Below are 16038 nucleotides of genomic sequence, written 5' to 3' on the forward strand. Positions count from 1 at the left end.
AAAAAACTGTTTTAAATCAATGACTTAAACGTGATACCTGACATAACCAAATGTAATCAGTCACAGGAGCACCCAAAACCCCCGTTTTTGTCGCCAATCAGCGACAAGTTTCGCGGGTGTTTGGATTAAATTGTTTTAAATCAAAGGCTTAAACCTGTCGCCAGTCAGCGACGGCACGCGGCGGCATGGCGACAAACTCAGGACAAGCCTAGGCCTTGAAGTGGCCCGGCGTTAGCCCGTGCTTTTGCATCAGGCGGTAAAACTCGGTCCGGTTGCGGTCCGCCAGCCGGGCCGCATCGGCCACATTGCCGTCTGTCAATTTGAGCAGCCCGACCAGGTAATCCCGCTCGAAGTGTTGCCTGGCTTCCGCATAGGTGAGCACTTGCACGCTGGGTGAGCGCAAGGCCCGCTGCACCAGCGCCAGCGGCACCAGCGGGGTGGTGGACAGAGCACAAACCTGCTCCACCACGTTATAGAGCTGGCGCACGTTGCCTGGCCAGGCGGCCGTGGTCAGGGCCTTGAGGGCCTCAGGTGCGAAACCGCTCAGGCGCTTGTCGTACTTGGCCGCCAGTTTGAGGAGAAAGTGGTTGGCCAGCAACGGGATATCTTCGCGGCGCTCCGACAGCGGGGGCAAGGTCAGCGTGACAACGTTGAGCCGGTAATAAAGGTCGGCACGGAACTGGCCCTCAGCCATGGCAGCGTCAAGGTCGCGATGCGTGGCCGAGATGATGCGCACATCCACCGGAATCGACTGGCTGGAGCCCAGCGGCCGCACGACGCGTTCCTGCAACACGCGCAGCAGCTTGACCTGGAGCGCGGGCGGCATGTCACCGATTTCATCGAGCAGCAGAGTGCCGCCGTCTGCGGCCTGGAAAAGGCCTTTGTGATTGGCCACCGCGTCGGTGAAGGCGCCCTTGACATGGCCAAACAGCTCGGATTCCAGCAAGGCCTCGGGAATGGCGCCACAGTTCACGGCAATAAAGGGCTTGCTGGCCCGTGCGCCTGCCTGGTGGATGGCTTGTGCGAGCAGCTCCTTGCCGGTGCCGCTTTCACCGCGCAGCAGCACGCTGGCGTCCGACTGCGCCACCATGCGGGCTTCAGCCAGGGCTTCTGCCATGCGGCTGGAGCGGCTGATGATCTGGTTTTGCCAGGCTTCGGGGCTGCCCCGTTTGGCCGGGTTCACGGGGGCGCTCAGCGCCAGCGCCTGGGCAATCTTGTCAAGCAGGCTTTTGCCGTCAAAGGGCTTGGTGAGATAGGTGAACACGCCGCGTTCGGTGGCTTCCACGGCATCAGGAATGGTGCCATGCGCGGTCAGCAAAATCACCGGCAGTGAAGGATGCTGCTGGCGGATGTCGTCGAACAGCGCCAGGCCGTCCCGGCCGGGAAGCCGCACATCGCTGAGTACCAGCTGCGGCCGTTCAATATGAAGCTGCGTCAGCGCCGCTTCGGCCGACGTGACCGCCGTGACGCGATAACCCGCTGCAGTGAGCCGCATGGTGAGCAGGCGCAGCATGTCGGCGTCATCATCAACGACGAGCAGGTGGGGTGCTGTCAGGGCTGAATCGTTCATGGTGCGGCGGGGCGGGCCCGGCTGGCAGGGGGTGTGGGCGCCGAGGCCGTTGCCGCCGGCGGCCGGCTGGTCAGGCTGCGTTCAATCGCCTTCAGCGCCTCCAGCCGCTCGTTGGTCTGGTCCAGCCTGCGCTGTGCATCGCGCAGTTGCTGGCCTTGTTTGTCAAGCTGCTCTTCCAGACGGCGCTGTTCGGCATAACGTGACGCCAGCAGCCTTGCCAGCGGATGCAGCGGCTGGGCATCGGCATTGCCTAATACACGGGCAAGCAGCTCCTGGGCACGTATCAGTTCGGGCAGCTGCCGCAGTTGGGCCAGCACCAGTGAGAGCTGAAGCTGCGCTTCGGGGCTGGCGGCGTCTCCGAGCCGTCCGGTTTCCTGGGTGAGTTCCGGCGGCTGCATGAGGCGTACGCGCTCGGCGTAAGCCAGCATGCGCAAGGTCATACCGCTGGCAAAAACGACCGATTCCGGGAGCGGCGCGGGCTGGCTGGCGCTGGCCCGCGCTGCTTCGGCGGCAGAGGCTGCGGCCCGGGCTGCAAGGACGGCTGCGGTGTCAGGGGCGCGCTCGTTGGCGGGGCCGCCGCTGCTGCACGCGGCCAGCAATGCCGACGTCACCAGGGCCGGCAGCAGGCCGCGCCCGGAGAGGCGGGTCGCAAGCGAAAGGGGGGAGAGGTCAGTACTTGGAAACATGGGGAAGCTCGATTCTGAAGTGTGCACCAGGTTGGTCCGGCATCAAGATAATGCTTCCGCCATGTGCAGCGATGTACTCGTGCACGATGGACAGGCCGATTCCGCTGCCCCGGACCACGTCGACCGGCTGGCGTTCACCGCGGTAAAAGGGCTCGAAAATCCGTTCGCGGTCGGCCTGCGCCACACCGACACCCTGGTCGTGGATGTCGATGCGGACGAAGCCCCGCAGCGGACTCAGTTCCAGCCGGATCTGCCCTTTGGGTGGTGAATAGCGGATGGCGTTGGACAGGAGGTTGGCCAGCGCAGTGCCGATTTTTTCGGAGTCAATTTCCATCACAACGGGCTCGCCGACGACGCTGACTGTCAGGTCCCGTGCGCGCCACTGCAGGCGCTGCGCATACACCTGCTCCTCAAGGAGTTGCAACAGGTCGACATTCTGGCGATTCAACTGGCGCGCCTCAAACGCGGCCGTATTAAAGCGCAGCAGGTCTTCAATCTGGCTTTGCAGTACGCCGGTGTTGTGCCTGAGGATTTGCGCTATTTCGCGCTGGTCATTGCTCAGCGTGCCGGCTACACCGTCTTCCAGCAGCGACACTCCTTCGCGCAGCGATGCCAGCGGTGTTTTGAGTTCGTGCGAAATATGGCGCAGGAAACGCGATTTGTCGGCGTCCAGCTCCACCAGCCGCAGGCGCAGCCAATTCAGCCGCTGTCCCACCAGGGCCAGGTCGGCCGGCCCCTGGATGGTGATGACCTGGTCGAGCCGGTTTTCCCCCAGGCCCACGATGGCGTTCTCCAGGCGCCTGAGCGGCAGTGTGAACCACACGCCGAACGCCAGCGCCATGGCGATAGCCAGCACGATGGCCCAGGTTACCTGCTGGGTCAGCCGCTGGCGGCTTGCCTCAAGCTTGCCCTCCAGCGACTTGTTGCGTTGCTGAATCGCCTGTTGCACCTGCACGGCAATGGCGGCGTTGACACTTTCCAGTTCGCGGAATTCCTGCGCCAGCTGGCGCTCCCGGTCCAGCGCGGTACCCGTCGGGCCGGTCAGCAGATCGCCGATGCTCTGCATGTGCGCGCGCCATTGCCGGGCTTTGGCCACCGGTACGTCTTCTCGCGCCAGACTGGTCAGGATGTTCGCAGCTTCACGGGCCTCGTCACCGAAGCGCTCACGCAATACCCGGTCGTCGAGGACGACCGACTGGCGGGATGTACGCTCCATCGATACGCTACGCTCGGCCAGGGACTGCGCCGCGCTGCTGAGTTCGAGTGCACGTGCGGCATTGCTGCGGCTTTGCAGCGAAAGGTCTTCCAGGGTAAACAGCGCCCGCAGCGAGGCGGCGCCCAGCAGGGCAGCAATCAGCAGGAAGGCGATCACCAGAAGTTGCCGGAACGAAAATCGTTGCAGCATGCGTGTCGAGTGCTTGAGCAACGTGGGCGGTCTCAGGCCGCCACGGCGACGTCCCGCGTCAGGACTTCGCCGCGCAGCGAACGCTGCGTGGCCTGGGTGATGGTGATGTCCAGCATCTGGCCGATCAGCCGCGGCTGGCCCTTGAAATTGACCACGCGGTTGCACTCCGTGCGGCCCATGAGTTCAGTCGGGTCCTTGCGCGAGGCGCCTTCCACCAGAATGCGCTGCACCGTGCCCTGACGGCTGGCGCTGATGGCGCGCACGCTGTCGTCAATCGTGGCCTGCAAATGTTGCAGGCGCTTGAGCTTGACCTCGTGCGGCGTGTCGTCATGCAGCGCTGCGGCGGGGGTGCCGGGGCGCGGGCTGTAAATGAAGCTGAACGAGGTGTCGTAGCCGATCTCGTCGATCAGCTTCATCATCTTGCCAAAGTCGTCTTCGGTCTCGCCGGGGAAACCCACGATGAAATCGCTGCTCATGGCCAGATCCGGGCGGATGGCGCGCAGCTTGCGGATGGTGCTCTTGTATTCCATGGCGGTGTAGCCGCGCTTCATGGCCATCAAAATGCGGTCGGAGCCATGTTGCACCGGCAGGTGCAGGTGGTTGACCAGCTTGGGCAGTTTGGCGTAGGCGTCGATCAGGCGCTGCGTGAACTCATTGGGATGGCTGGTGACATAGCGGATGCGTTCGATGCCGGGGATGTCGGACACATATTCGAGCAGGGTTGCGAAGTCGGCGATTTCGGCCGTGCCACCCATGGGGCCGCGGTAAGCGTTGACGTTTTGCCCGAGCAGGGTGACTTCTTTCACGCCCTGGTCGGCCAGGCCGGCGACTTCGACCAGCACGTCTTCGAAGGGCCGCGAGACCTCTTCGCCGCGGGTGTAGGGCACCACACAGTAGCTGCAATATTTGGAGCAGCCTTCCATGATGCTCACGAAGGCGCTGGCGCCCTCGACGCGCGCCGGCGGCAGGTGGTCGAATTTTTCGATCTCGGGAAAGCTGATGTCGACCTGCGGCTTGCCCAGCCGGGTCCGATTGGCCAGCAGTTGCGGCAGGCGGTGCAGCGTCTGCGGGCCGAAGACCACATCGACATAAGGTGCGCGCTGGATGATGGCCGCGCCTTCCTGGCTGGCTACACAGCCGCCGACGCCGATCAGCACGCCTTTTTCTTTCAGGTGCTTGACGCGGCCCAGGTCGCTGAAGACTTTCTCCTGGGCTTTTTCCCGGACAGAACAGGTATTGAACAGGATCAGGTCGGCCTGTTCCATGTCCTGGGTGGGCTCGTAGCCTTCGGCGGCATGGAGCACGTCGGACATCTTGTCCGAGTCGTACTCGTTCATCTGGCAACCGAAGGTTTTAATGAAGACTTTTTTGCTCATGATGCTGACCGATTGGCGGTTTTCGTGGGCTGCCGCGGCTGCTATTGAATTAATAGCTGCCTGCGCCCATGTTTAAAGGGCGCGGGGCTGATTTTTCTTAAAGCTGCGAGCGTTACTGCTTGTAGGCAGGTAACTGGTCGTACGGCGTCTTGCCGTTGTCCACTGCCTTGGCAGGGGTGCCGCTGCTGAAATTGAAAATCGTGCCGGTGCCGCCCGCCCGCTTTTCCTTGGCCTCTTCCGCGTTGAGGATCCAGACCTCATGCACCTCGCCGGTGTTGCTGCGCACGTAGTTCACCACCAGCTTCTGGTTCAGGAGTGGGCCAGACAACACGAAATTGTTGTTGATGTCGTGAATGCGCGAGCCTACGGAGAGCCGGTCCTGCTTGCCGTCCATGGAGATCACCGGCGGTGCCACCACCACCATTTCGCCGCGGACGGCTTTGGGAGGGAATTTCCGGATGTTGGGCTTGACGGCTTCGGTCGAATCGGTCTGGGCCAGGGCCGGCAGGCTCAGCAGGCCGGCAGAAGCTGCCAGCATCATCAGAAGTGCGGCCAGGCGGGGAGTGCAGCGGTTCATGGTATGTGTCCAGAGGCTGTGAATAATCGGAAGAATAACAAAGAACAAAGCCTCAGGGGGAAAGACCCTCTGAGGCTTTGACGCATTCCTGGTGGTCGTAGGTGGACTTGAACCACCGACATCAGCATTATGAATGCTGCGCTCTAACCAACTGAGCTATACGACCGAACCCAAGATTATAACTATAAAACCACCCCCGTCCAGGCTCACTGCGTGTAGCCTGTTCCCCCCTCGAGGGGGCGGCGCCTGCGGTCTGGCAGAGCCAGTCCCGCGGCCCCTGCTGGTTGGGTTTCAGCGGTGTTTGAAGACGGGTTTGCGTTTGTTGACGAACGCATCCATGCCTTCTTTCTGGTCTTCGGTGGAAAACAGCGAATGAAACAGGCGACGCTCGAACATCACGCCGTCGCTGAGGCCGCTTTCAAATGCCCGGTTGAGGGCTTCCTTGGCGGCCATGACGCTGGTCTGGCCGTAGCTGCAGATCATCAGCGCGGCGCCCAGGGCTTCGTCCATGAGCTTTTCCAGCGGCACCACACGGCTGACCAGGCCTGAACGCTCTGCCTCCTGGGCATCCATCATGCGGCCCGTCAGGGTCATGTCCATGGCTTTGGCCTTGCCCACGGCACGGGGCAGGCGCTGCGTGCCGCCAGCGCCGGGAATGATGCCCAGCTTGATTTCAGGCTGGCCAAACTTTGCGTTGTCGGCAGCGATGATGAAGTCGCACATCATGGCGAGCTCGCAGCCGCCGCCCAGCGCAAAGCCGCTGACGGCAGCAATCACTGGCTTGCGGATGCTGCGGATTTGCTCCCAGTTGCGGGTGATGTAGTCATTGTTGTAAACATCGGCAAAACTGTAGGTGGCCATGGCGCCGATGTCGGCGCCTGCGGCAAAGGCCTTTTCGCTGCCGGTCAGGATGATGCAGCCGACGGTCTCATCGACATCAAACGTCTTGAGGGCCCGGCCCAGCTCATCCATGAGCTGGTCGTTCAATGCATTGAGTTGCTTGGGCCGGTTCAGCGTGACAATGCCCACCTTGCGGGAGTCCGGGCCTTCGGTGCGGGTCTCAATGGTTTCGTAGGTCGTGGAAGACATGAAATAGGTCCTTTGGCTGGAAATGCGTCCGGCAATGATGCCACGGGCTCGTGGCCGCCCATGGTTTGCCGCAATGCTAGATTCGGGAACAGGAGACCGCCGCCATGACTGCTTCCCATTCCGGCCCCGCTGCCGATCCCACCGTGCTGTATGCCATCGATGGTGCCGTGGGCATCCTTACGTTGAACCGCCCTCAGGCCCTGAACAGCTTTACCCGGCAGATGCACCGCGACCTGTGGGCCGCCCTGGACAAGGCGCAGGCTGATCCGCAGATTCGCGCTCTGGTCATCACTGGCGCCGGCCGCGGGTTTTGTGCCGGTGCCGATCTGTCCGAATTCGATTTCGCGCCCGGCCCCAACCTGGTTGAGCGGGCCAACCCAGGCCCCGTCATTGACCAGGCCTTCAACCCCACGGCCCGCAAACTGCTGGGGCTGCGCATGCCGACGGTGGCAGCCGTCAACGGCGTGGCCGCGGGTGCCGGCGCATCGTTGGCCATGACGTGCGACATGGCCGTGGCCGCACCGGGCGCCAGTTTCATCCAGGCATTCAGCAAGATCGGATTGGTGCCCGATGCGGGCAGCAGCTGGCTGCTGGTGCAAAAGCTGGGGATGGCCCGCGCCATGGGGCTGGCGTTGACAGGGGACAAATTGCCGGCGGCGCAGGCGCTGGAATGGGGCTTGATCTGGCAGGTGGCGGATGACCCCGTGACGGCGGCTGTCACCCTGGCGCAGCGGTTGGCCAGCCTGCCGACCCTGGCGCTGGTGGCTACACGCCAGTTGATGCGTGAAGGCGCCACACGCACGCTGCACCAGCAACTCGACGCGGAACGCGACATGCAGGCCGCCTTGGGGCGCAGCCACGATTACATGGAAGGCGTGACGGCCTTTCTTGAAAAGCGTCCTGCCGTATTCAAGGGCGAATAACTTGTAGGGGAGGTGCGCCGCGCCAGGCCGGGTCAGGTTTTCTGGCCGAGCCAGTGGTCCATCAGCGCGGCATCCCGCACCGCAAGGCGCCAGGTGGTCAGCGCGGGCGGCATGGACAGCTCCAGCCGCAGCAGGCGTTTGTCGCGTGAAACCAGGGCAATGACTTTTTTGGCTGTGCCGGCGTAGTGCAGCAGGTCATCGAGCCGGTTCATGCGCCAACCGCCCTGCGGTTGCCGTGTGCCTGCGGCAATGGGTTCCACTCCCAGCCATTCATCTCCCGCCGCAAACCCGGCATGCTCGGCAGCGCCGCCACGCAGCACGGTCTTGACCTGCACCACGCCCTGGTTTTCACTGGCGCGCAAGCCCAGCCGGTGGGCCAGTTGCGCAGGTTCTTCGGCGACCGTCACGCCATGCTGTTCCAGCAAGGCCTTGAGCGGGAGTTCTTCGCGCCCATGCACCCATTGCGCCAGTTCGGTGGCAAATGGGCGGTGTCCTGCGGCTGCAAGCTCCTCTGCAAAATCTGTCTCGTGCAGGGGGCCAGCTTTGCAGCGCAGCCAAAGTGCGCGCATCACGTTGTCCAGTGTCGCGCCCCTGGCTGCCCCGCCTTCTGCCCGAAGCGTGAGGTCAAAGCACAGCGCCACCAGTGCACCCTTGGTGTAGTAGCTCACGGTGGCATTGGGCGTATTTTCATCCTGCCGGTAATACTTCACCCAGGCATCGAAGCTCGCCTGGGCGACGGACTGAACCAGCCGGCCCGGGGTCTGCATGACCTGGTTGATGGTCTTGTTGAGCAGCTTGAGGTAGCCGGCGTTGTCCAGCAGGCCGGCGCGGCGCAGCAGCAGGTCGTCGTAGTAACTGGTGAAGCCCTCAAAAAACCACAGCAGTCCGGTGTAATTCTCGACGCCGTAGTCGTAGCGTTCAAACTCCGCGGGACGCAGCCGCTTGACGTTCCATGTGTGGAAATATTCGTGGCTGATGAGGCCGCGCAGCGTGGTGTAGCCTTCTGCCGTGCGGGATTCACCCAGTCGCGGCAGGTCCTTCCGGTTGCAGATCAGTGCAGTCGAGTTGCGGTGCTCGAGCCCGCCATAGCCGTCGTCCACCGCGTTCAGCATGAAGAGGTAACTCTTGAAGGGTGGCTTTTTCGCGCCATGCCAGAAGCGGATCTCCGTTTCGCAAATCTTCTGGGTGTCCGCCAGCAGCCTGGCGCCGTCGAAGCTCGGGGCCGCTCCCGCTACCACCACGCGGTGCGGCACGCCACGCGCCGTGAAAGTACCGCTCCAGAAAGCGCCCATTTCCACGGGGCAGTCCACCAGCTCGTCGTAGTCGGCCGCCCGGTAGGTACCAAACCCATGCTTGTTGACTGCCTGCGGCGTGAGCCCTGTGGCCAGCGACCAGCCCTTGGCGGCTTTCGGCGCGGGGATCTCCAGCAGGTGCACGGCTTTTTCCTGGCCCTGCACTTTCAGGCACAGGCTGGTGCCGTTGAAAAAGCCGCGATGGGCGTCCACCCAGGCACTGCGCACGGAGTTGTCATAGGCGTACACCTCATAGCGCAGCACCAGCGGTTTGGTGGGCGAGCAATGAATCTGCCAGGTGCATTTGTCGAGCTGTTCGGCGCGAAGCGGCGGTGTGCGGCCCGTCTGGCGGGCCTCCAGGTTCTGCAGGTTTTTGGAGAATTCCCGCACCAGGTAGCTGCCGGGGATCCACACAGGCAGCGAGACCCTTTGTAAGGCGTCAGGCTGTGCGATCGTGAGGGTCACGCGAAAGAGGTGGGCGTGCAGGTCGCCTGTTTCGACGCGGTAGTGAAGGGGAACGGGGGTATTTCGTTGGGTGCCTGGCATGTTGTGCAAAGAATACCCCAGGTCCGTGGTCAGGCGCTTGACGTGCATCCGGGGCGCTGAACCGGGAAAGCGGCTATTGCTATTAAATGTATAGCTGCTTGCGCTCGCCCTGTATGGCTTGGTGGCGTATTTTTTAAATAAATACGCTTGAGCCGTCAGGGGGCTTTTGCGCTTGACAGCATTTTCTCGACTTCCTGCGCACTGACCGCGCCGGGTGCGCGGGATCCGTCGGCAAAAATCAGGGTGGGTGTGCCGGTGATGTTGTACTTCTGGCCAAAGTCCCTGTTTCGCTTGATGGCTGCGATGTCGCATTCGGCCGTTGCAGGCGTGGTATTGCGAAGCATCCAGTCGTTCCAGGATTTTGCTTTGTCCCTGGCGCACCAGATATTGCGCGACTTGAGGATGGAATCCGCCCCAAGCACGGGGTACAGAAAGAGGTAGACCGTGACGTTGTCCACATTGGTCAGGTCGCGTTCAAAATGCTTGCAGTAGCCGCAATTGGGATCTTCGAACACTGCCAGCTTGCGTTTGCCATCGCCGCGGACAATCTTGAAAGCGTCAGCCAAAGGAAGTTTTTCGAAAGCAACCGCGCTGAGCTTGTCGATGCGCTCCTCGGTCAGGTTTTTGCGGGTTTTCACATCCAGCAGGTGGCCTTCCAGCAGGTAGTTGCCCTGCTCGTCGGTGTAGAAAATGTTGAAACCGACGCGTACCTCATAGAGGCCGTTCATCGGTGTCTTGCTGATCTCATCGATTTTTGCAAAAGCCGGAAATTTCTCGGACAGGTTTTTTCGGATGACGGCTTCCTGCGCAAAAACAGGAACCAGGCCCAACGCCGCCAGGCTGAGCACGCCGATCAATTTCGCGATTTTCATTTCAGTACCAGTCTGTTTCTCAGTCATTCATAAACCTGCGGCTTGCCGCGTCAGCCAGGCCTTGAGCAAACCGCTGCGCTCAAACCCCCTCATGCCCCAATTGCGCAGGGCCTGCCAGCGCCCATCGGTTTGCGCAAAAATGCCGTGCAAACCGTCGGTGACCGCGCCCATTGCCGCTACGTCGGCCTTGCGGGCCCTTTCGTAGCGCCGCAACAGTTTTTCATCACCCAATCCGCGCCAATACTCACGTTGTGAAATCACCCCGGCCAGGCAAGCCGCATCGGCCAGACCCAGGTTCAAGCCTTGACCGGCCAGCGGGTGCACCGTATGCGCTGCATCGCCTGCCAAAGCCCAGCCGGGGCCGACCCAGTGCCCGGCGCTGGACAGGGCAAGCTGCCAGCTTGCCCGCTCGCTTGTCAGGCGCAGGTTGCCGGTCTCTTCGCCGCACACGGCCTTGAGGGTGTTACAAAACTCTTCCGCGGGCATTTTTTCGAGCATGGCGGCCCGCTGTACAGGGACAGACCACACCAGCGCCGCCAAGTTCCCGTTGGCACCAGATAAAGGCAAAAGAGCCAGTATGTCGCCGTGGGTAAACCACTGGCGGGCAATGCCGCCATGGGGCTTGTCCAGCTCAAGCCGTGCCGCGACGGCCTTTTGCGGATAGGGCTTGATGGTCCAGTTGACCGGCCGGATCTGGGCGAACTCTTCACGGCTGGCGCTTTTCTGGCCTTCGCAGATTACGTTGAGCGCGGCCTTGGCAGGCGCGTCCATCGTCTCGATTTGCGGCTGGTAGCGAACCGCCTGGCTCAATTGATGCTCCAGCGCCGGGACATCCACAATCCAGGCCAGCGCTTCCTGGCCGACACTGCGCGCCGTGAAATCCAGCTTGCCGCCGTTGTCTCCCCAAACCTGCATTTCGACCACAGGCGTGGCGAAGGCCGCGTCGGGCCAGGCGCGCAGGGTTTCCAGCACGCTGCGAGACGCGCTGTTGAGGGCGTAGGCACGCACGTCGGGCATGGTGTGCATCCCCGGCGGCCTTTCAGGCCTGGTGACCAAAGCCACGCGCAGGCGCTCGCGCGCCAGCAGCAGGGCCAGCGTGCGGCCTACCACGCCATCGCCGCGAATACACACATCAAAGGTCTTGGACATGGCCCATTTTAGGAGGCAGGGCAAAATTGACGTTTTGGGCAAACAATTACTGCGCGGTTTCTGGCCGTGCATCTGAACCTAAAGGCTTGAAAAGTGAGCGATCCATTGAACGAAACATTACCGGCCGATGCACCTTCTGACCTCAGGGCCGTGATTTCACGCCTTTATGTGTATCCGGTGAAATCCTGTGCCGGCGTGCAGGTGCAGGATGCCCTCCTGACTGAAACCGGGCTGGAATTTGACCGTGCCTGGATGGTGGTGGACAGCAAGGGCGAGTTCCTCACCCAACGTGAGTTGCCGCGCATGGCATTGATCAGGCCCCAGCTGAGGTACCACGACATGGTGCTGCGCGCGCCCGGCATGCTGGCCCTTCACATTGCGCTGGACCAGGTGGAAGAACCGGTCCGCGTGCGGGTCTGGAAGGACGAAGTCCAGGCATATGACATGGGCGCCATCGCGGCCCAATGGTTCACCGACTTCCTGGGCCAGACTGCGCGCCTGGTGCGGTTTGACCCCGAACACAAGCGGGTTTGCAGTCCGCAATGGACCGGCGATGTGGAAGCGCTCAACCAGTTCAGCGACGGTTACCCGTTGCTGGTACTCAGCGAAGCCTCATTGGCGCATTTCAACGAAAAGCTGGTGGCTGCCGGCACCCCTGCGGTGGGCATGGAGCGCTTTCGGCCCAACATCGTGCTGGGCGATGCCGCCGGTGCTGACGCCCTGGCGCCGCACGATGAGGACCGCATTGAAGTCCTGCAGGTTGCCACGGCGCAAGGCGTGGTCCAGCTCAAGCCGGTCAAGCCCTGTCCGCGTTGCCCGATTCCGAATGTCGATCCCGCGACGGCTGTCAGCAGCCCGGAAGTGGGCGACATGCTGCAAACCTATCGCCAGGATGCGCGGGTGAACGGCGCGCTGACGTTCGGCATGAATGCCATTGTGCTGGCGGGCATTGACCACCAGCTCAAGGTGGGTCAGCCGGTGGGTGCGAGTTATCTGTTTGAATGACTCTTGACCGCCCGCAGGGGCGGCGGGGCGTGGGTGGCCGTGGACGCAGGGAGCGCCTCTGGCGCCTGCGGACCGCTTGAGAGGCTGTCCAGCGTTGATTCGGCGTCCAGCGGCATGGGGTGTGTCAACTCCGGCTCGAGAAAGCGAATGGGCCGGCGGGTGCGAGCCGCCATGCTGTGCAACAGGTCGGCCAGGGCCGTGGAAATTTCCTCATGGCTGCCAAGGCGCTCGCTCAGCAGCACGCCCGCGACATGAAATTGCAGAACGACCTCCGGTTTCAGGCCCTTGAGCGGCATGAGGCCGGCCGCGATCAAGCGTGCCGCCAGGTCGGTGACCGGTGGGCGCGATGCGACGCCTTCAAGGATGAGGCCGAAGCGCGCCTCGTCGATGCGCCCCACGGTGTTGACATCGCGCAGGATCCGGCGCAACTTGATCACGCTTCGCAGCAGGCTTTGCTCGGCCACCGCGGTGCCCCAGGTTTTCTTGATATACCGGTAGTTGACCAGTTCGATATACACCACGGCCGCCGGCTCCTTGTGGCGCTGTGCCCGGCCCACCACCTGCTTGAAGCGGTCGTGAAAAAGGTGTGCGGCAAGCAGGCCGGTGAGCGCGTCCTGGCTGGACATGGCCTGCTCGCGCGCTTCCACCGCGTGGCGCTCATGTGAACGCGTGTTCAGTGCCACCAGCAGCAGGGGCACTTCAATGGTCAGTGCTGCCATCAGGCCGTAATGAGACAGCCACGACAGGGAAAACAGGCCCAGGATGCTGATGACGGTGAGGAGCGTTACCAGCCCCAGCGGGGAAAAAGCCGCCAGTACCCAGAAACCCACGACATCGTGGCGTCGCCACGTCATGTAGGCCCGGCTTGTTCCCAGTGCGACAACGGCAACCAGGTAAGTCCCGAGGAGGCCTATGCCCAGGCCGCGCTCCAGCACGAGATAGGCCAGCGCCAGCGGCGCTCCGGCCATGCCTGTCCAGTAGGCCAGCCGCTCAAACCACTTGTGGCGTGAACCGGTGCCGCACAGGTGATGCACGACCAGCAGCGCCGAGCCGCCGCCCAGGATGGCGAGGAAGCCCTGCGCCATGTTGTTCCAGGTGCTGAAGTTGCCCCAGAGGAAATGGCCTGCCACTCCCGTCCACGCCGCTACGACGAGGGCCATGATGACGGCGTACACGGAATACCACCCATAGGCCCGGTCGCTGTAAACCCAGCTCTGGACAACGCAGGCAATGATCAACAGCACCAGTGCGCCGAATACCACGCCAATCGCGAGGTATTCCAGCTGAAGCCGCTGCGTCAGGTTGCCTCGCGTGCTGACTCTAACCGGAATGCTGACTTCCGTCTGGTGCTGTATACGCACATACACGTCATGCACGCCGCTGTCCGGCAGGTTCAGGCGGAAATGCCCATAACGGCCAGGTTCTGGCCAGCTGGAGACCGGCACGGTGTCCCCGGCAGTTTCGGCAATCCACCCTCCCGACGGCGCACGCTGGTACACCGTCGCCAGGTCCAGCAGGGGCAGGGGAAACTCAAGCAACCAGTCCTGGCGCGAGCCGGATGACCTGGCAAAACGGTAATGCAGCCAGAGCGCTGCGTGCGGGCCCAGCGAATGCACCGTATCGGCAACCGAGGGGACGAACAAAGCCCCTGGATGGCCGCCGGCCAATTGGTCGATGCCGGCCTGGCCGTCGCTGTCAACCCATGTCAAACTCGCCGCTGCCACGTCCAGGGTCGGCTTGGCGTCGTTTAAAGCCACGATGGGCTGGGCCTGCGCAGGATGCGCCAGAACGCCCAGAAAACCGGCCAGCACAAAGGTGGCGAATGCCTGCCACAAAGCGCTCCAACCCCGGCCGGGCGCGCATCGAATACACTTCTCAGCCTGTTTTTGAAGGTTTCTCATGAGTTTGAAGTGCGGCATTGTAGGCTTGCCTAACGTCGGTAAATCCACCCTTTTCAATGCGTTGACCAAAGCGGGGATCGCGGCTGAAAACTACCCCTTTTGCACCATTGAGCCCAATGTTGGCATCGTGGAAGTGCCCGACCCGAGGTTGGCGCAATTGGCTGAAATCGTCAAGCCTGAACGCATTGTTCCGGCGATCGTCGAGTTTGTGGACATTGCAGGCCTGGTGGCGGGCGCCAGTACGGGCGAGGGACTGGGCAACAAGTTCCTGGCCCATATCCGCGAAACCGACGCCACCGTCAATGTGGTGCGTTGCTTTGAAGATGACAACGTGATCCACGTTGCCGGCAAGGTGGACCCGATTTCCGACATCGAAGTCATCCAGACGGAGCTTTGTCTGGCCGACCTGGCCGCCGTTGAAAAAGCCCTGCATCGCGTAACCAAGACGGCCCGCTCGGGCGACAAGGAGTCTGTCAAGCTGGTTGCCATCCTGGAGAAATGCCAGGCCGCGCTCAATGAAGGCAAACCGGTGCGCACTGTGGACTTCAGCAAGGAAGAACTGCCGATGCTAGGCCAGTTTTTCCTGATCACCGCCAAGCCGGCCATGTTTGTGGCTAACGTGGCCGAGGACGGTTTTGAGAACAACCCCTTCCTGGACCGCCTCAAGGCTTACGCGGCAGAGCAAAAGGCGCCGGTCGTGGCGATCTGCGCCAAGATGGAAGCCGAGATGGCCGACATGGACGAGGAAGACAAAAAGATGTTCCTCGCGGAGATCGGCCAGGATGAGCCGGGGCTCAACCGCCTCATCCTGGCGGCGTACAAGCTGCTGGGCCTGCAGACCTATTTCACCGCGGGCGTGAAAGAAGTGCGCGCCTGGACCATCCACGTGGGTGACACCGGCCCGCAAGCCGCGGGCGTCATTCACACCGACTTTGAAAAGGGCTACATCCGCGCCCAGACGATTGCGTTTGCCGACTTCATTGCCTACAAAGGCGAGCAGGGCGCCAAGGATGCCGGCAAGATGCGCAGCGAAGGCAAGGAATACGTCGTCAAGGATGGCGACGTGATGAATTTCCTGTTCAGCAGCTGAGTTGCAGGGCCCCGGCTCGCCTGAGGGGCCGGATTTGCTGCGCGGCTTGAACATCACGGCGGCGGCATCATGGAAGAAGTCGCGCCACAATACCTCACGACGGCCCGCACCATCGGGTGGCGGCCCCGTTGCCTGCTTGCCAGAGCAGGCCATCCCCCTGAAACCCTCGCTTTGAGAAAGAAAGAGAACACCATGTCCATCCAGCGCATCGAAACCGGCCCACGCATGTCCCAGGCCGTTATCCATAACAAAACCGTTTACCTGGCAGGCCAGGTGGCCGGCAACGACGCCGGCTCCGGTGTGTACGAACAGACCCTCAGCATCCTGGCCAATATCGACCGCCTGTTGGCAGCAGCCGGTAGCGACAAATCGCGCCTGCTGAGCGCCACCATCTGGCTGACCGATATGGACAGCTTCGGTGAAATGAACCGTGCCTGGGAAACCTGGGTGGTGCCCGGCGCCACACCCGCGCGTGCCACGGTCATGAGCCCGCGCCTGGCTGCGCCGCAGTACCACGTGGAAATCGGTGTGGTGGCGGCCCAAGGCTGATCTCTCAT

General features: G+C 62.4%; 14 protein-coding genes and 1 tRNA gene. 4 read left to right on the forward strand and 11 right to left on the reverse strand.

Going from position 1 to position 16038, the window contains the following annotated elements; genetic code table 11:
- Nucleotides 1–208 precede the first annotated feature (208 nt).
- The 7 genes from AC1DYQ_RS14050 to AC1DYQ_RS14080 all read right to left on the reverse strand — a co-directional run bounded on the left by AC1DYQ_RS14050 (nucleotide 209) and on the right by AC1DYQ_RS14080 (nucleotide 6703).
- Nucleotides 209–1570, reverse strand: a complete 1362-nt coding sequence (locus tag AC1DYQ_RS14050; RefSeq protein WP_477687291.1) for a sigma 54-interacting transcriptional regulator — start codon at nucleotides 1568–1570, stop codon at nucleotides 209–211.
- Entirely contained in the window at nucleotides 1567–2256 is a 690-nt protein-coding gene (locus tag AC1DYQ_RS14055) for a hypothetical protein (RefSeq protein ID WP_477687292.1), read from the reverse strand. Before AC1DYQ_RS14055 ends, AC1DYQ_RS14050 begins: the two co-directional genes overlap by 4 nt.
- The gene (locus tag AC1DYQ_RS14060; RefSeq protein WP_477687293.1) at nucleotides 2240–3661 is read right to left on the reverse strand and encodes a sensor histidine kinase; all 1422 of its coding nucleotides are present in this window, start codon (nucleotides 3659–3661) and stop codon (nucleotides 2240–2242) included. The genes AC1DYQ_RS14055 and AC1DYQ_RS14060 overlap by 17 nt, the downstream gene beginning before the upstream one ends.
- Nucleotides 3662–3693: 32 nt before the next feature.
- On the reverse strand, nucleotides 3694–5037 hold the full coding sequence (gene miaB / locus AC1DYQ_RS14065) for a tRNA (N6-isopentenyl adenosine(37)-C2)-methylthiotransferase MiaB (protein ID WP_477687294.1): 1344 nt from the start codon (nucleotides 5035–5037) through the stop codon (nucleotides 3694–3696).
- Nucleotides 5038–5149: 112 nt separating this feature from the next.
- Nucleotides 5150–5614 carry a hypothetical protein gene (locus tag AC1DYQ_RS14070; protein ID WP_477687295.1) on the reverse strand — a complete coding sequence of 155 codons (465 nt, stop codon included), beginning with the start codon at nucleotides 5612–5614 and terminating at the stop codon, nucleotides 5150–5152.
- 89 nt (nucleotides 5615–5703) lie between these two features.
- A tRNA-Met gene (locus AC1DYQ_RS14075) sits at nucleotides 5704–5780 on the reverse strand.
- 125 nt (nucleotides 5781–5905) lie between these two features.
- The gene (locus AC1DYQ_RS14080) at nucleotides 5906–6703 is read right to left on the reverse strand and encodes an enoyl-CoA hydratase (RefSeq protein WP_477687296.1); all 798 of its coding nucleotides are present in this window, start codon (nucleotides 6701–6703) and stop codon (nucleotides 5906–5908) included.
- Between the two features lie 104 nt (nucleotides 6704–6807).
- On the opposite strand from AC1DYQ_RS14080, the gene AC1DYQ_RS14085 reads away from it, so the two are divergent.
- A complete protein-coding gene (locus AC1DYQ_RS14085) occupies nucleotides 6808–7626 on the forward strand; it encodes an enoyl-CoA hydratase-related protein (RefSeq protein ID WP_477687297.1) in 819 nt (272 codons plus the stop codon).
- Between the two features lie 32 nt (nucleotides 7627–7658).
- On the opposite strand, the gene AC1DYQ_RS14090 is transcribed toward AC1DYQ_RS14085, so the two are convergent.
- The 3 genes from AC1DYQ_RS14090 to AC1DYQ_RS14100 all read right to left on the reverse strand — a co-directional run bounded on the left by AC1DYQ_RS14090 (nucleotide 7659) and on the right by AC1DYQ_RS14100 (nucleotide 11485).
- Nucleotides 7659–9464 (reverse strand): M61 family metallopeptidase, encoded by a 1806-nt coding sequence (locus AC1DYQ_RS14090; protein WP_477687298.1) that lies wholly within the window; start codon nucleotides 9462–9464, stop codon nucleotides 7659–7661.
- A gap of 155 nt (nucleotides 9465–9619) precedes the next feature.
- On the reverse strand, nucleotides 9620–10336 hold the full coding sequence (locus AC1DYQ_RS14095) for a DsbC family protein (protein ID WP_477687299.1): 717 nt from the start codon (nucleotides 10334–10336) through the stop codon (nucleotides 9620–9622).
- 27 nt (nucleotides 10337–10363) lie between these two features.
- Nucleotides 10364–11485 (reverse strand): FAD-dependent monooxygenase, encoded by a 1122-nt coding sequence (locus AC1DYQ_RS14100; protein ID WP_477687300.1) that lies wholly within the window; start codon nucleotides 11483–11485, stop codon nucleotides 10364–10366.
- 105 nt (nucleotides 11486–11590) lie between these two features.
- Between AC1DYQ_RS14100 and AC1DYQ_RS14105 the strand changes: the two genes are divergently transcribed.
- Nucleotides 11591–12490, forward strand: coding sequence for an MOSC domain-containing protein (locus AC1DYQ_RS14105; protein WP_477687301.1), 900 nt, complete (start codon nucleotides 11591–11593; stop codon nucleotides 12488–12490).
- On the opposite strand, the gene AC1DYQ_RS14110 is transcribed toward AC1DYQ_RS14105, so the two are convergent.
- Entirely contained in the window at nucleotides 12475–14325 is a 1851-nt protein-coding gene (locus AC1DYQ_RS14110) for a sensor domain-containing diguanylate cyclase (protein WP_477687302.1), read from the reverse strand. The genes AC1DYQ_RS14105 and AC1DYQ_RS14110 overlap by 16 nt on opposite strands.
- A gap of 64 nt (nucleotides 14326–14389) precedes the next feature.
- On the opposite strand from AC1DYQ_RS14110, the gene ychF reads away from it, so the two are divergent.
- The gene (gene ychF, locus AC1DYQ_RS14115) at nucleotides 14390–15481 is read left to right on the forward strand and encodes a redox-regulated ATPase YchF (RefSeq protein ID WP_477687303.1); all 1092 of its coding nucleotides are present in this window, start codon (nucleotides 14390–14392) and stop codon (nucleotides 15479–15481) included.
- 192 nt (nucleotides 15482–15673) lie between these two features.
- Complete coding sequence (locus tag AC1DYQ_RS14120; RefSeq protein WP_477687304.1) at nucleotides 15674–16030, forward strand: RidA family protein; 357 nt, start codon at nucleotides 15674–15676, stop codon at nucleotides 16028–16030.
- Nucleotides 16031–16038: the final 8 nt, after the last annotated feature.

The sequence above is a fragment of the Polaromonas sp. P1_F4 genome, assembly GCF_056405675.1.

What these genes read in the sequence shown, in the direction of transcription:
- AC1DYQ_RS14090 (WP_477687298.1), bottom strand. Translation starts at nt 9,464, where the DNA reads ATGCCAGGCACCCAACGAAATACCCCCGTTCCCCTTCACTACCGCGTC.
- AC1DYQ_RS14060 (WP_477687293.1), bottom strand. Translation starts at nt 3,661, where the DNA reads ATGCTGCAACGATTTTCGTTCCGGCAACTTCTGGTGATCGCCTTCCTG.
- AC1DYQ_RS14080 (WP_477687296.1), bottom strand. Translation starts at nt 6,703, where the DNA reads ATGTCTTCCACGACCTACGAAACCATTGAGACCCGCACCGAAGGCCCG.
- AC1DYQ_RS14070 (WP_477687295.1), bottom strand. Translation starts at nt 5,614, where the DNA reads ATGAACCGCTGCACTCCCCGCCTGGCCGCACTTCTGATGATGCTGGCA.
- AC1DYQ_RS14120 (WP_477687304.1), top strand. Translation starts at nt 15,674, where the DNA reads ATGTCCATCCAGCGCATCGAAACCGGCCCACGCATGTCCCAGGCCGTT.
- AC1DYQ_RS14100 (WP_477687300.1), bottom strand. Translation starts at nt 11,485, where the DNA reads ATGTCCAAGACCTTTGATGTGTGTATTCGCGGCGATGGCGTGGTAGGC.
- AC1DYQ_RS14050 (WP_477687291.1), bottom strand. Translation starts at nt 1,570, where the DNA reads ATGAACGATTCAGCCCTGACAGCACCCCACCTGCTCGTCGTTGATGAT.
- miaB (WP_477687294.1), bottom strand. Translation starts at nt 5,037, where the DNA reads ATGAGCAAAAAAGTCTTCATTAAAACCTTCGGTTGCCAGATGAACGAG.
- ychF (WP_477687303.1), top strand. Translation starts at nt 14,390, where the DNA reads ATGAGTTTGAAGTGCGGCATTGTAGGCTTGCCTAACGTCGGTAAATCC.
- AC1DYQ_RS14085 (WP_477687297.1), top strand. Translation starts at nt 6,808, where the DNA reads ATGACTGCTTCCCATTCCGGCCCCGCTGCCGATCCCACCGTGCTGTAT.
- AC1DYQ_RS14055 (WP_477687292.1), bottom strand. Translation starts at nt 2,256, where the DNA reads ATGTTTCCAAGTACTGACCTCTCCCCCCTTTCGCTTGCGACCCGCCTC.
- AC1DYQ_RS14095 (WP_477687299.1), bottom strand. Translation starts at nt 10,336, where the DNA reads ATGAAAATCGCGAAATTGATCGGCGTGCTCAGCCTGGCGGCGTTGGGC.